General features: G+C 69.9%; 14 protein-coding genes. 7 read left to right on the top strand and 7 right to left on the bottom strand.

Features of this window, described 5'->3' with window-relative positions; all coding sequences use genetic code 11:
• Nucleotides 1–632 (bottom strand): aminotransferase class I/II-fold pyridoxal phosphate-dependent enzyme (locus JWQ91_RS11395; RefSeq protein ID WP_297783875.1); only part of this gene is annotated, 632 nt, incomplete at its 3' end.
• 110 nt (nt 633–742) lie between these two features.
• Between JWQ91_RS11395 and JWQ91_RS11390 the strand changes: the two genes are divergently transcribed.
• The 4 genes from JWQ91_RS11390 to JWQ91_RS11375 all read left to right on the top strand — a co-directional run bounded on the left by JWQ91_RS11390 (nt 743) and on the right by JWQ91_RS11375 (nt 3,930).
• On the top strand, nt 743–1,828 hold the full coding sequence (locus JWQ91_RS11390) for a ferredoxin reductase (RefSeq protein WP_297783872.1): 1,086 nt from the start codon (nt 743–745) through the stop codon (nt 1,826–1,828).
• Between the two features lie 43 nt (nt 1,829–1,871).
• On the top strand, nt 1,872–3,059 hold the full coding sequence (locus JWQ91_RS11385) for a fatty acid desaturase (protein WP_297783869.1): 1,188 nt from the start codon (nt 1,872–1,874) through the stop codon (nt 3,057–3,059).
• Complete coding sequence (locus JWQ91_RS11380) at nt 3,056–3,475, top strand: hypothetical protein (protein WP_297783867.1); 420 nt, start codon at nt 3,056–3,058, stop codon at nt 3,473–3,475. Before JWQ91_RS11385 ends, JWQ91_RS11380 begins: the two co-directional genes overlap by 4 nt.
• 86 nt (nt 3,476–3,561) lie before the next feature.
• Complete coding sequence (locus JWQ91_RS11375; RefSeq protein ID WP_297783864.1) at nt 3,562–3,930, top strand: glyoxalase superfamily protein; 369 nt, start codon at nt 3,562–3,564, stop codon at nt 3,928–3,930.
• Between the two features lie 42 nt (nt 3,931–3,972).
• Here JWQ91_RS11375 and JWQ91_RS11370 read toward each other — a convergent pair whose 3' ends face one another.
• Nucleotides 3,973–4,836: an aldo/keto reductase gene (locus JWQ91_RS11370; protein ID WP_297783861.1), complete on the bottom strand. Its 864-nt coding sequence runs from the start codon at nt 4,834–4,836 to the stop codon at nt 3,973–3,975.
• A 445-nt stretch (nt 4,837–5,281) separates the two neighbouring features.
• On the opposite strand from JWQ91_RS11370, the gene JWQ91_RS11365 reads away from it, so the two are divergent.
• Both JWQ91_RS11365 and JWQ91_RS11360 read left to right on the top strand, forming a co-directional pair.
• The gene (locus JWQ91_RS11365; protein WP_297783857.1) at nt 5,282–6,121 is read left to right on the top strand and encodes a DUF72 domain-containing protein; all 840 of its coding nucleotides are present in this window, start codon (nt 5,282–5,284) and stop codon (nt 6,119–6,121) included.
• 107 nt (nt 6,122–6,228) lie between these two features.
• Nucleotides 6,229–7,140, top strand: coding sequence for a formylglycine-generating enzyme family protein (locus JWQ91_RS11360; protein ID WP_297783854.1), 912 nt, complete (start codon nt 6,229–6,231; stop codon nt 7,138–7,140).
• 18 nt (nt 7,141–7,158) lie between these two features.
• On the opposite strand, the gene JWQ91_RS11355 is transcribed toward JWQ91_RS11360, so the two are convergent.
• Genes JWQ91_RS11355 through JWQ91_RS11345 form a run of 3 tightly spaced genes read right to left on the bottom strand, consistent with a single transcriptional unit; the run spans nt 7,159 to nt 8,407 of the window.
• Complete coding sequence (locus JWQ91_RS11355; RefSeq protein ID WP_297783851.1) at nt 7,159–7,524, bottom strand: DUF1622 domain-containing protein; 366 nt, start codon at nt 7,522–7,524, stop codon at nt 7,159–7,161.
• A gap of 10 nt (nt 7,525–7,534) precedes the next feature.
• Entirely contained in the window at nt 7,535–7,828 is a 294-nt protein-coding gene (locus JWQ91_RS11350; protein ID WP_297783848.1) for an SHOCT domain-containing protein, read from the bottom strand.
• A 39-nt stretch (nt 7,829–7,867) separates the two neighbouring features.
• Entirely contained in the window at nt 7,868–8,407 is a 540-nt protein-coding gene (locus JWQ91_RS11345; RefSeq protein WP_297783845.1) for a DUF6325 family protein, read from the bottom strand.
• A 185-nt stretch (nt 8,408–8,592) separates the two neighbouring features.
• Here JWQ91_RS11345 and JWQ91_RS11340 point away from each other — a divergent pair, with 185 nt between their 5' ends.
• Nucleotides 8,593–9,060, top strand: coding sequence for a hypothetical protein (locus tag JWQ91_RS11340; protein WP_297783843.1), 468 nt, complete (start codon nt 8,593–8,595; stop codon nt 9,058–9,060).
• Here the strand turns inward: JWQ91_RS11340 and JWQ91_RS11335 are convergent.
• Together JWQ91_RS11335 and JWQ91_RS11330 are read right to left on the bottom strand one after the other, a co-directional pair.
• Complete coding sequence (locus tag JWQ91_RS11335) at nt 9,050–10,360, bottom strand: hypothetical protein (RefSeq protein ID WP_297783840.1); 1,311 nt, start codon at nt 10,358–10,360, stop codon at nt 9,050–9,052. The two genes, JWQ91_RS11340 and JWQ91_RS11335, sit on opposite strands and share 11 nt — an antisense overlap.
• A gap of 46 nt (nt 10,361–10,406) precedes the next feature.
• Entirely contained in the window at nt 10,407–12,782 is a 2,376-nt protein-coding gene (locus JWQ91_RS11330; protein ID WP_297783838.1) for a sulfatase-like hydrolase/transferase, read from the bottom strand.
• Nucleotides 12,783–12,891: the final 109 nt, after the last annotated feature.

Below are 12,891 nucleotides of genomic sequence, written 5' to 3'. Positions count from 1 at the left end.
CCCTCGGCGACGAGCGGGCCGTGGATCTCGTCGGCCACGACGCGGACGCCGTACGTCGCGGCGAGCGCTGCGACGGCAGCCAGCTCCTCGCGGGTGTGCACGACGGCGGTCGGGTTGTGCGGGTTGCACAGCAGGTAGGTCACGGGGCGACCGTCGGCGCCGGCGTGGATGAACGCCGCCTCCACCGCGTCGAGGTCCAGCCGGCCCGCCGCACCGAGCGGGGCCTCGACGAGGACCCGATCGGCGTGCTCGACGAACCCGAAGAACGGTGGATAGACGGGTGGGCTGATGACGACGGGATCGCCCGGCGCGGACACCAGCCGGATCGACTCGGTGAGGCCCGTCATGACGTCGGCCGCCCACGCGGTCGCGGCCGGATCGACCCCCGCCCAGCCCCATCGGTCGGCGGCGAAGTCGGCGAATGCCGCGGCGTACGCCGTCCCGTGCGGGTAGCCCGTGTCCCCCGCGGCGATCGCGGCGGTCAGGGCGTCGGCGACCGGCTGGGCGACGTGGACATCCATCTCGGCGACCCACAGGGGCAGCACGTCGGCCTCGACTTCCTGCCACTTGATGCTGGTGCGGGTCCGGAGCTCCTCGAGCGTCAGGTCGCGGAGCGGGTGCAATGGGCGCATAGTTCCATCATCGACCAGAACGTGACACAGGTCCTGTTGCATGGCCACGCAGAAAATGTCACTCTGAGTTACACCTTTCAGTGAACGCTTGTGCACCGAGGAGGACGTCCATGACGGAGCCGCTCATCGAACGTTCGACGGCGTTGCGACGCCTCCGACAGGTTGCCAAGGGGCTCACGACTCCCCTGGCGCCGGACGACTACCTGCAGCTCATCAATCCGCTCTGGTCGCAGCGCGAGCTGCGCGGACGGATCGAGAAGGTCGTGCCCGAGACCGAGCGCGCCGCGACCCTCGTGATCCGGCCCGGCTGGGGCTGGTCGTGGAACCACGCCCCCGGCCAGTACATCGGCATCGGCGTCGAGATCGACGGCCGCTTCCACTGGCGGTCGTACTCGCTGTCGTCGGTCCCGCTCCGGAAGGGCAAGACCGTCAGCATCACGGTCAAGGCGATGCCCGAGGGCTTCCTGTCCGATCACCTCGTCAACGGCCTCGAGCCCGGCACGATCGTGCGACTCGCAGCGCCGCAGGGCGACTTCGTCCTGCCGGACCCGCCGCCGGAGAAAGCACTGTTCCTGGTCGGCGGCAGCGGCATCACCCCCGTCATGTCGATCCTGCGGACCCTCGAGCGGCGCGGCTCGATGCCCGACGTCGTGCTGGCGTACTCGGCGGTGCACGCCGAGGACATGATGTTCCGCGACGAGCTGCGGCAGCTGGCCGAGAAGCACGAGGCGTTCGAGCTCTACGAGCGGTTCACCGACACCGACGGCATCCTGACCCCCGACCAGCTCGACGACGTGTGCCACGACTGGATGTCCCGCGAGACCTGGGCCTGCGGGCCCGGCCCGATGCTCGACGCGTTCACCGAGCACTATCAGCGGCTCGGCCGCGAGGACCACCTCCACGTCGAGCGCTTCACCCTCAACCTGGCCGACGGTGGCGAGGGCGGCACCGTGACGTTCGGCGTCGGCGGCCCGACCGTCGAGGTCGACGGCGCCACGACGCTGCTCGAGGCCGGCGAGAACGCCGGGGTCAACATGCTCTTCGGCTGCCGCATGGGCATCTGCCACACGTGCGACGTGCCTCTGGCCTCCGGCCGGGTCCGGGACCTGCGCAGCGGCGAGGAGCACGGCGAGCCCAACGAATACATCCAGACCTGCATCTCGGTCGCCGCCGGCGACTGCACCCTGTCCCTCTAGACCACACCCACCCACACGACCACCCACCAGCGAAGGAGCCCCCATGGCATTCGCCGACGTCCGTGAGTACACCCACCTGACCGACGAGGAGGTCGAGGCCATCGGCCGCGAGCTCGACGAGATCCGCACTGAGATCGAGGCCGACCGCGGCCAGGCCGACCGTGACTACGTCACTCGCGTCATCACCCTGCAGCGCCGGCTCGCCGCCGCGGGACGCATCACGCTGTTCGCGAGCTTCTTCCCGCCCGCGTGGCTGCTCGGCACCGCGATGCTGGGCTCGGCCAAGATCCTCGAGAACATGGAGATCGGCCACAACACGATGCACGGCCAGTGGGACTGGATGAACGACCCGGAGATCCACTCCAGCAACTGGGAGTGGGACACGACCCAGCCGGCCGAGCAGTGGAAGCACTCGCACAACTACATCCACCACCAGTTCACCAACGTGCTCGGGCACGACAACGACATCGGCTACGGCATCCTGCGGATGTCACGCGACCAGAAGTGGACGCCGTACAACCTGGGCCAGCCGGTCTACAACTTCCTGCTCGCGGCATTCTTCGAGTGGGGCGTCGCGCTGCACGACCTCGACATCGAGGCGATCCGCAAGGGCAAGAAGGACCCCAAGCTGCTCAAGAAGCAGCTCAAGCAGATCGGTGACAAGGTCGGCAAGCAGGCGTTCAAGGACTACCTGATGTATCCCGCGCTGACCGGGCCGTTCTTCCTGCAGACGCTGAGCGCCAACTTCACCGCCAACCTCATGCGCAACTTCTGGTCGTACATGATCATCTTCTGCGGGCACTTCCCCGACGGGGCGGTGCACTTCACCGAGGAGGAGCTCGAGGACGAGACCCGCGCGGAGTGGTACCTGCGCCAGATGCTCGGCTCGGCCAACTTCGAGGGCGGCACGCTCCTGCACCTCATGAGCGGTCAGCTGGGCTACCAGATCGAGCACCACCTGTTCCCCGACCTGCCGAGCAACCGCTACGCGGCGATCTCGGTCAAGGTCAAGGACATCTGCAAGCGCTACGACATCCCGTACACGACCGGACCGCTCTACAAGCAGTACGGGCAGACGCTCCGGACGATCATGAAGCTGTCGCTGCCCAACCGGCGTACGTCCGACAACCCGGCGCCGATGTCGGAGCGCAAGCGTCGCCGGCTCAGCGACGCCGAGCGCCCCCAGCGCCGCTCGGAGCTCGGCAAGTGGTCGGGCCAGGCCTCGGTGTGACGGCGGGACTGGCCGGCCGCCCGGAGTCGGGTGGCCTGCCGGTGCCGTTCGCGTGCGAGGACGACGACGGCGCGCTGGACCACGCGGCGGTCGTCAAGCGGCGGGCGATCCGGTGCGCGCTCAGCCGGATCTGCGGGATCTGCGGCGAGACGCTGACCCGCCCGATCGCGTTCATCGGCAGCAGCGAGGAGGCCGAGGCCGGCTCGTTCGACTTCCCGCCCACGCACCTGGAGTGCGCGCGGGAGGCGCTGGACCTGTTCGCCCCGATCGGCGGGCGCCACCTGGGCCACTCGGAGCCCCCGCTGACCTGGGCTCTGGTGACGACCGGAGGCTTCGACCTGGTGCGCCCGACCCGACGCGGCGACAAGGTGACCTTCCACCCCAACTCGATCCTGGACACAGAGCTGACGGACTGACCCCCGCGAAATGTCGGCGGCACCGACGAGAATGGGTCCCATGCCGCAGGGCACAGGGCCCGCGGCCCGATGGATCGAGGCACCCCATGGACTGCAGGATCGAGCTCATCTTCGTCCCCGTCAGCGACACCGACCGGGCGCGCGACTTCTACGTCGACCAGGTCGGGTTCACCCTCGACCACGACGTCCGGGTCGACGACAGCACCCGCTTCGTGCAGATCACCCCGCCCGGCTCGGCCTGCTCGATCGCCTTCGGCGAGGGCATCCACGAGGGCGTGCCCGGGACGTTCGACAACATCCAGGTCGTCGTCGACAGCGCAGAGGCCGCGCGCGCCGAGCTGGTCGCCGCCGGCATCACCGCCTCCCCCATCGACGTCCAGCCGTGGGGGACCTTCACCACCTTCCACGACCCCGACGGCAACCGGTGGACGGTCCAGGAGCTCCCGCCCCGCTAACCCGACGCCGAAGGCCCGCTGGGCCCAGCGGGCCTTTTGGCCTCAGACAGCGTTGGTGAGGGCCTCGAACTCGGCTTCCGTCAGGTCGATCGCGGCCGCGCCGATGTTGTCCTCGAGGTGGGCGACGCTGGAGGTGCCGGGGATCGGGAGCACGACCGGGGAGCGCTTGAGCAGCCAGGCCAGGGCGAGCTGAGACGGGGTGGCATCGTGCTCCTTGGCCAGGGCCTCGAGCGGTCCGCCGTCCTTGACCAGGCCTCCGGTCGCCAGCGGGAACCACGGGATGAACGCGACGCCCTCGGCCGTGGCGTGGTCGAGCAGCGCCTCGGCGGAGCGGTCGGCGAGGTTGAACAGGTTCTGCACCGACACGATCTCGGCGGTCTGCTGCGCCTCCCTCAGCTGGTCGACGTCGACCTCGCTGAGGCCGATGTGCCGGACCTTGCCCTGCTCCTGCAGCTCCTTGAACGCGCCGACCTGGTCCGCGATCGGGACCTCGGGGTCGATGCGGTGCAGCTGGATCAGGTCGATGCGGTCGACGCCGAGCTTGCGGAGGCTGAGCTCGACCTGCTGCTTGAGGTACGCCGGACGGCCCACCGGGACCCACTCGCCCGGGCCGGTGCGGGTCAGGCCCGCCTTGGTCGCGATGACGACGTCGTCGGCGTAGGGGTGGAGGGCCTCGCGGATGATCTGCTCGGAGACGTCGGGACCGTAGGAGTCTGCGGTGTCGAAGAACGTGACGCCGAGCTCGACGGCTCGGCGCAGCACCGCGACGGCCTCGGCGCGGTCGCGCGGCTCGCCCCAGACCCCCTCACCGGTGATCTGCATCGCGCCGTAGCCCAGACGCGTGACGGGCAGGTCGCCGCCGAGCTGGAACGTGCCGGACGGGGTGGCTGAGAGTGTCGAAGTCATACCCAGGTGCAAGGCGGCGCGGACCTGGTTTGTTCCGAGCAGGTCCCTACCGCGCGGACGACGAGGCGGGCGCCGGCCGCGGGCCCTCGACCGCCTGGGCCGGGTTGGTGGACACCACCGCGACCACCACCAGTGCGGCGACGACCACCAAGGGTCGTGAAATTCCGGACATACGTGCTCCCCCTAGAACGTGCGTACGTCGTGGCGGCCATCCCTCGGGCCGCCCACGCGTGTACGCATCACCAGCTCCCACTGACCCTCTGACGGTAGACCGATGTGGCCCGCTCCGGGGGCCGAACGCGAATAAAAAAATCATTGGCGTACCCGGGTCGCCCGAGGGTGGGCGTCCCGCTGGTGTGCGTACCCACGCCCGGGCGGATCAGGCTCCCCGGCCGGTGCGGGGCGAACGGTGGCGGGTCCCGGCGGCTCGGACCAGACTGACGACGTGGCCGGCACCGTGCGGATCGGGATCTCGGGGTGGACGTACGCCCCGTGGCGCTCGGTGTTCTATCCGAAGGGACTGCGGCAGAAGGACGAGCTCGAGTACGCCGCGAGCCGCTTGGCGAGCATCGAGATCAACGGGTCGTTCTACTCCCTCCAACGCCCCGAGAGCTACCGCGGCTGGCACGACCGCACCCCGGCCGACTTCGTGTTCGCCCTCAAGGGCGGCCGCTTCATCACCCACATGAAGAAGCTCGCCGACGTCGACGCGCCCCTGGCCAACTTCTTCGCGTCCGGGCCACTCGCGCTCGCCGACAAGCTCGGCCCGGTCCTGTGGCAGCTGCCACCGACCCTGGGCTACGACCGCGGCCGGCTCGAGTCCTTCTTCGCGCTCCTGCCCCGCACCACGACCGAGGCCGCCGAGCTCGGCCGCCACCACGACGAACGGGTCGACGGGCGGGCGTGGCTCGACGTCGCTGCCGACCGCCCGATCCGGCACGCGCTCGAGGTGCGGCACGACACGTTCCTCGCCCCGGACTTCCTCGACGTCCTGCGCGCCCACGACATCGGGCTGGTCGTCGCCGACACCGCCGGCCGGTGGCCGCTGATCCGCGAGGTCACGACCGACTTCGCGTACGTCCGCCTGCACGGCGACACCGAGCTCTACGCCAGTGGCTACTCCGACGCCGCCCTCGACCAGTGGGCCGGGCTGCTGCGGGGCTGGGCCGAGGGCGGCAAGGACGTGTATGCGTACTTCGACAACGACATCAAGGTCCGTGCCCCCTTCGACGCGATGGGACTTGCCGAGCGGCTCGCGGACCTCGCGCCGCCTCGGGAGCCGTGACCGGCGGGCCGCGGGGGTCATCCCTCGCGGGTGAGCCTCTGCGACCCCGTCATCCCTAGCGTGGCTCCCACTCAGGACGTGGTCGGGCGGAGGAGCGGGATGTCGACGTGACGGTGAGCCCTCCGACCCTCGGCGACATGGTCAAGGTCCCCGGCGGCCGATACCGGGCAGGGGACAGCCGGTTCTACGTCGAGGAGCAGCCCGTCGAGACCCTGACGGTCGGCGACCTGTGGGCCGACGTGTTCCCGGTGACCAACGAGCAGTTCGCCGAGTTCACCTCCCGGACCGGGCACGTGACCGTCGCGGAGAGCCCTCCTTCGGCGGCCGACTTCGACGAGGCGCAGTCCGAGCTCATGGTCCCCGGGTCATTGGTGTTCACCGGGACCGCGGGGCCGGTCCCGCTGGACGACTGGACGCGCTGGTGGTCGTGGGTCCCCGGCGCGGACTGGCGTCATCCACGCGGCCCGGGCTCGAGCCTGGAGGGCCGCGAGCGGCATCCCGTGGTCCACGTCGGCTTCGAGGACGCTCTCGCGTACGCCGCCTGGGCCGGCAAGTCACTGCCCACCGAGGCCGAGTGGGAGCATCTCGCCCGCGGCGGGCTGGACGGTGCGACGTACGCCTGGGGGGACGACCCGATGCCCGGGGGCAAGGTCATGGCCAACACGTGGCAGGGCCGCTTCCCGTGGGAGAGCACCAGCCCGTACGGATTCGCGTCGACGTCGCCCGTCGGCGACTTCCCGCCCAACGGCTTCGGTCTCCACGACGTCACCGGCAACGTGTGGGAGTGGACCGCGAGCGCGTGGACCGAGACCCGGGTCGGCGCCGGCGCGCCGGCCGCGCACTCGTGCTGCGCGCCGACGGTGCCCACGCTCTCGGAGGCCGACCGGCGGGTCACCAAGGGCGGGTCGCACCTGTGCGCGCCGTCCTACTGCTTGCGATACCGCCCCGCGGCCCGCCAGGGGCAGACCGTGCGGAGCTCGGCCTCGCACCTGGGCTTCCGCTGCGTCCGGCGCGCGTGAGGGCCCGGACCACAGCCGTCATCCCCGCGGTGTCCGCGGTGTCCGGGTGCCGCGGCGCCACGGCAGCTGACCCTCCAGCTCGATCTCGAGCGAGAAGCTGAGGAAGGTCCGCACCAGGACGATGAGTCCCAGCGCGAGGGCGCTGTCGAGGGTGGGCTCGATCGTGATCGTCAGGACGATGTCGGCGATGATGAGGAACTCCAGGCCCAGCAGGATGGCGCGGCCGACCCCTTCACGGGCGCGCTGGTACGCATGCGCGGCGCCGAGGCGAGGCAGGACCATCGCGGCCGAGGCCAGCGCGGCGAGGGAGCCGACGACCAGGATGAGGACGCCACCGATCTCGAACCCTTCGACGATCCTCTCCATCGCCTCATCGAAGTGCACGGGACACCCCTCAGCCGTTGAGGATGCGCGCCTTCTGCTGCTCGAACTCGAGCTCGCTCAGCACGCCCGACTCCTTGAGGGCGGCGAGGTCCTTGAGCTGGGCCAGCCTGTTGTCCATGTCGTCGTCCGGCGGGGGCGGCGGCGCGGCGTGCTGCGGCTCCTGGGCGTACTGGGGCTCTGGTGCGTACTGCTGCTCCTGGGCCGCCCACCGGCCGGCCTGACGACGGGAGACCCGGTTGGACACCGCGGTCGCAGTTCCGGCGACGACGGCGGTGCGGGCGACTCCCCGAAGTAGTCCTGGCATGACTGTTCCTCTCTCTGGTGACTGCTCTGACCGCGTGGCTCAGGCCGAGCTCTCGGCGGACTCTCTGGCCTCCGCGGCATCGACCGCCGCCAGGAGGGCCTGGACGGGGATGCGGCCACTGGCCACGAGCTGTCCGCCGCCGCGGCGGAGCGCGCTGGCGAAGGGACCCGCCCACACGTTCTCGTAGACGAGGATTCCCGCCGAGCTCCCGGGCTCCAGGACGGTCCCGGCATCCTGGATCTCGTCCTCGCCGATCAGCCCCGACGACGCGCCCTCGAAGATCGCGAGATCGAGCTCGCCGTCCTCGTCGAGGTCGGCGATGGCCATCCCCCGCGTCGACCCGTCGAGATCCTTCAGCACGAACACGAGGTCCAGCACCCGGATGATGCCCCGTTCGACCAGGTCGACGAGCAGCGGCATGCCCTCGCCGGTCATCCGGTTGCCGGGGAACTCGACGACGATGTAGTCGATCGGGCCCATCTCCTCGATGTCCGTCGCCTCCTCGATGTCCGCCGCGACGCCGGTCTCGGCGCCGGTCTCGGCGCCGGTCTCGGCGCCCGAGTCTTGGTCATTGCTCATGCTCGCCTCCGCAGGGGACTCCGGTGCCATGCCGGTCTGGCCCGCTTGATCCCGCAGCGTAGGCAGCCGGCTCCGCTCATGACCTCACCCGGGACGGGTGATGGCTCACCCGGCCCGGCGAACCACGGTGGGACGAGCGAGAGGGACACTCCGTCCCCGCGTGGGGCCATCAGGAGGAGATTCGCATGAGTGACGTACACATGAGTGGCCACAGGCAGTCCGAGGCGGGGCGAAGTGCGGAGTACGCACCGATGTCCGCCGACACCAGGGACCAGACGGCTTGGGTGGGCTGGATCGTCTTCGCCGGCATGATGCTGATGCTGGTCGGCTCGTTCCACGTGATCCAGGGCTTCGTCGCGCTGTTCAGGGACGAGGTCTTCGTCGTGGGCCAGAAGGGGCTGGTGCTGAACGTCGACTACACGGCCTGGGGCTGGACCCACATCATCGGCGGTGCGATCGCGATCCTCGTCGGCGGCTGCCTGCTGGCCGGACAGATGTGGGCCAGGATCATCGCCGTGATCGTCGCGGCGCTGAGCGCGATCGTCAACGTCGCCTTCCTGCCGGCCTATCCGATCTGGTCGGTGATGATGATCGCGGTCGACGTCCTCGTCATCTGGGCGATCACGGTGCACGGTTCGGAGGTCAAGTCATGACCTGAGCGGCTTCGCGACCGTCGTCGCTCGAGGACGACGCGTCCCGCCCCTCACGGGTCCGGGACGCGTTCCCTGCTCCCAGCAGGACCTGCACGACCGTGAGCAGCGCGACGACGAGCACGGTCGACCACAGCAGGCGGGACTCCGAGACGTCGTTGCCCCAGAACAGGACGACCCAGCCGAGCACCACGATGACGATCCGCAGCCATCGGGCGTTGGCCGCGACCCAGCGGCCCGGGCCGGCGACCGGACCCTCCGGCAGCGCGGCGCCGATCCCCTCCACCCCTTCGCACACCGTCCGACGCACGGCGGTCCCGACGGCGTTGCGGCCCAGGTACCAGCCGACGACGACCAGGATCAGGCCGAGCCACAGCAGCACCCGTTGTCCACGCATCAGGAACGACAGCAAGGTGTCGTAGACGACCCCGCTGGCCGCCGCGAACTCGGTGCCCGACAGCGCGTCGATGAACAGCTGGTGCCCGACCGACAGCGCGAACGCGACGAAGAGGGAGTTGACCGCCAGCAGCGTCCCGATGACGACCGTGGTCCGTGGCCTGCGACGGGACAGCACGAGCGCGCCGACGTACAGCCCCGCGACGCCGACGATGAGCCAGCGGGCGACGGGGTTGAGCACGGCGTACGTGTTGCGGGCCTTCGCGAGCTGCGGCGCGTCGAACAGCACGATCTCCCGGTCCTTGTCGGGGATCGGCACGTTCTCGACCATCGTGAGACCCCGCGCTACCAGGCGCTGCTGGACCCGTTCGATCACCTGTGAGACGTCCAGCACGATCTGGTCACCCTGCTGGGACACGGCACCGGTGGTCTCCCCCTTCAGCACGCGGACGAGGCCCTGCTGGAGCCGGGTGTTCGCCGCGACCCAGAACTCCGCGAACTCGTCCGACGCCAGGAAGGTGCGGACCTGGTCCTCGATCAGCCCGTTGACGGCGCCGGCCAACGGACCCACGAGGGTCTGCAGCCGTGGGCGCTCCGTGATGACGCCGGCGAAGGCCTCGTTCAGGATCGCCTCGACGTCGACCTGCCGCTCGAGCGCGGTGGTGACCTTGGCGGCGACGGCGGACTGGACCTTCGAGGAGTCCACCAACGGGCCCACGGTCTCGACGTACCGCGCGTTGTCGTTGAGGGTGCGCTGACCCCAGTAGGCCACGGCGGCCGGCGCGGTCAGCAACGCCGCGAGCACGAGGCAGATCACCACCGCGATGCCCCGGCCGCTCGAGGCCCGCTCAGCGGGTGGTCGTTCGGGCGGGACTCGCTCCGGCGACGCCGGGGATGATTCAGTCATCGGGTCTCCTCCCGTCGTGCCCGTCACGCGTCTGGAGCGGGCGGGTTCACTGCCGTGTCATGGCGACGCGGTACCGCTCCTCGGGGGTGATGAGGTGATCGTTGTCGTGAGCGGCATCGCCGAGGTCGATCTGGATCCAGCGCACGCTGCCGCTGAAGGTGCTGCTCGCGGAGTCGTAGTCGTCGCTGACGGGTGTGGCGCTGTCGGAGCCGACGTCGGTGGTCTCGTCGGCGGAGAACATCATCGGCTCGGTCGCGTCGATCGTGCCCCTGCCGACGTGGGTGCCGTCGTAGTGCAGGTCGACCGTGCCGCCCTGGCCGAGGCCGCCCCCGTCGTAGGTGAACTCCATGCGTACCTGGTGCACCCCGTGGGTGATCTCGGCGTCGCCGTAGGTCGTGAACCTCCGCAGGCCGAACAGGTTGTAGCAGTACGCCGGCCGTCCGTCCTTGACGTAGAGGGACCAGCCGCCGAACGCGCCGCCCTGGGCGACGATGACACCCTCGCAGCCACCCTCCGGGACCTCGATCGTCGCGGTGATGGAGTGGGACTTGTTCTTGAGGTTCAGCACGCTGTTCTCGGTGAGCCGCTCCATGCCGCGGAACAGCATCTGGCTGTTGCCCTGGATCAGCGTCGGGCGCCCGGCCAGATCGGAGTTGAACCGTTCGACCCGCCGGTCGTCCAGCGGGAACACGTTGTACTTGCTCGCCTCGAGGATGAAGCGCTGCTGCAGCCGGTGCAGCACGTCCGGCAGCTCCTGCGAGAGGTCGCGCGCCTGCGTCGAGTCCTCGGGGGCGTACAGCTCCCACGTGTCGTCGTCGAACGACGGCAGCGCCGCGCCGAACTCCCACGGCGTCGAGTGCCTCGTGACGGCGGTCCAGCCCTGGTGGTAGATGCCGCGGTTGCAGAACATCTCGAAGTACTGCGTCTCGTGCCGTTCCGGGGCGTCGGCGTCGCCGAAGCTGTACGCCATGCTGACCCCTTCCAGCGGACGTTGCTGCACGCCGTGGACGCTCAGGGGCTCCGGCAGCCCGGCCACCTCCAGGACCGTCGCGGCCACGTCGATGACGTGGTGGAACTGGTCCCGGATCTCGCCGCGGGCCTCGATGCCGTTCGGCCAGTGCACGATGGTCCCGTTGCGGGTGCCGCCCCAGTGCGAGGCCACCTGCTTGGTCCACTGGTAGGGCGTGTCCATCGCGTGCGCCCAGCCGACCGCGTAGTGGTTGTACGACTCCGCGGTGCCGAAGTCGTCGATGTGGGCGGCCATGAACTCGGTGGTCTCGAGGGCGGCGGCCCCGTTGAGGCTGATCATCTCGTTGAAGGTGCCGTGCAACGTTCCCTCGGCCGAGGCGCCGTTGTCGCCGATGATCAGGTAGATGAGCGTGTCGTCGAGGATCTCGAGCTCCTCGAGCGTGTCGACCAGGCGACCGACGTGGTGATCGGTGTGCTCGAGGAATCCTGCGTACACCTCCATCTGGCGGGCCAGCACGGGCTTGAGGTCAGCGGGCATGTCGTCCCACGCGGGGATCTCGTCGGGCCGCGAGGTCAGGACCGCGTCCTCCGGCACGACCCCCAGCTCCTTCTGCCGGGCAAGGATCTGCTCGCGCAGCCGGTCCCAGCCGTGCTCGAACGTCCCGCGGTACTTCTCGGACCACTCGGGCGGGACGTGGTGCGGAGCGTGCGTGGCGCCGGGCGCGAAGTAGGCGAAGAACGGCTTGTCCGGCATCAGGGCCTTCTGCTGCCGGATCCAGCCGATCGCATGGTCGGTCATCGACGCGGTGAAGTGGAACTCCTCTCCCACCGGGTGGGGGTCCGGCTCGACCGGCACCGTGTCGCGATACAACGAGGGTGCGTACTGGTTGGTCTCCCCGCCGAGGAAGCCGTAGAAGTGCTCGAACCCGCCGCCTCCGGTCGGCCAGTTGTCGAACGGACCCAGGGGGCTGGTCTCCCAGACCGGCACCTCGTGGCACTTGCCGAACTGCGCCGTCGCGTAGCCGTTGAGCTTCAGCGTCTCGGCGAGCGGCGCGCAGGTGTTGGGTCGCAGCGAGTTGTAGCCGGGCGCCGCCGTGGCGATCTCGGTGATGCCGCCCATCCCGACCGTGTGGTGATTGCGACCGGACAGCAGCGCGGCGCGCGTCGGCGAGCACAGAGCGGTCGTGTGGAACCGGCGGTATCTCAGCCCGTTCGCGGCCAGCCGTTCGAATGCCGGGGTGGCCGCGGGCCCGCCGAACGCGCTCGAGGCACCGAAGCCGACGTCGTCGAGCAGCACGATGAGCACGTTGGGAGCCCCGTCCGGCGGCCTGAGGGGCGTGATGGGCGGGAAGGAGGTGTCCGGGTCCTTCGCGTCGTACGTCGTCGGAGCGACGGGCGGTCGATCCGGGATCGGCAGCACCTCACGCTGGATCCGGTCCTGTCGCTGTCCCATGGCTCGTCCTCTCGACCGATGCAGCACGTCACCGCGAAAGCGCGGCGCCCTGCCAGCACCCTCTGTCTGCGCCACCGGGATGCACCTCACCCGCACCGGGTGACGGTCG

The sequence above is a fragment of the Aeromicrobium sp. genome, from assembly GCF_025965075.1.
In the GTDB taxonomy this organism is placed as follows: Bacteria; Actinomycetota; Actinomycetes; order Propionibacteriales; family Nocardioidaceae; genus Aeromicrobium.
This window is presented reverse-complemented; position numbering and strand designations above follow the sequence as displayed.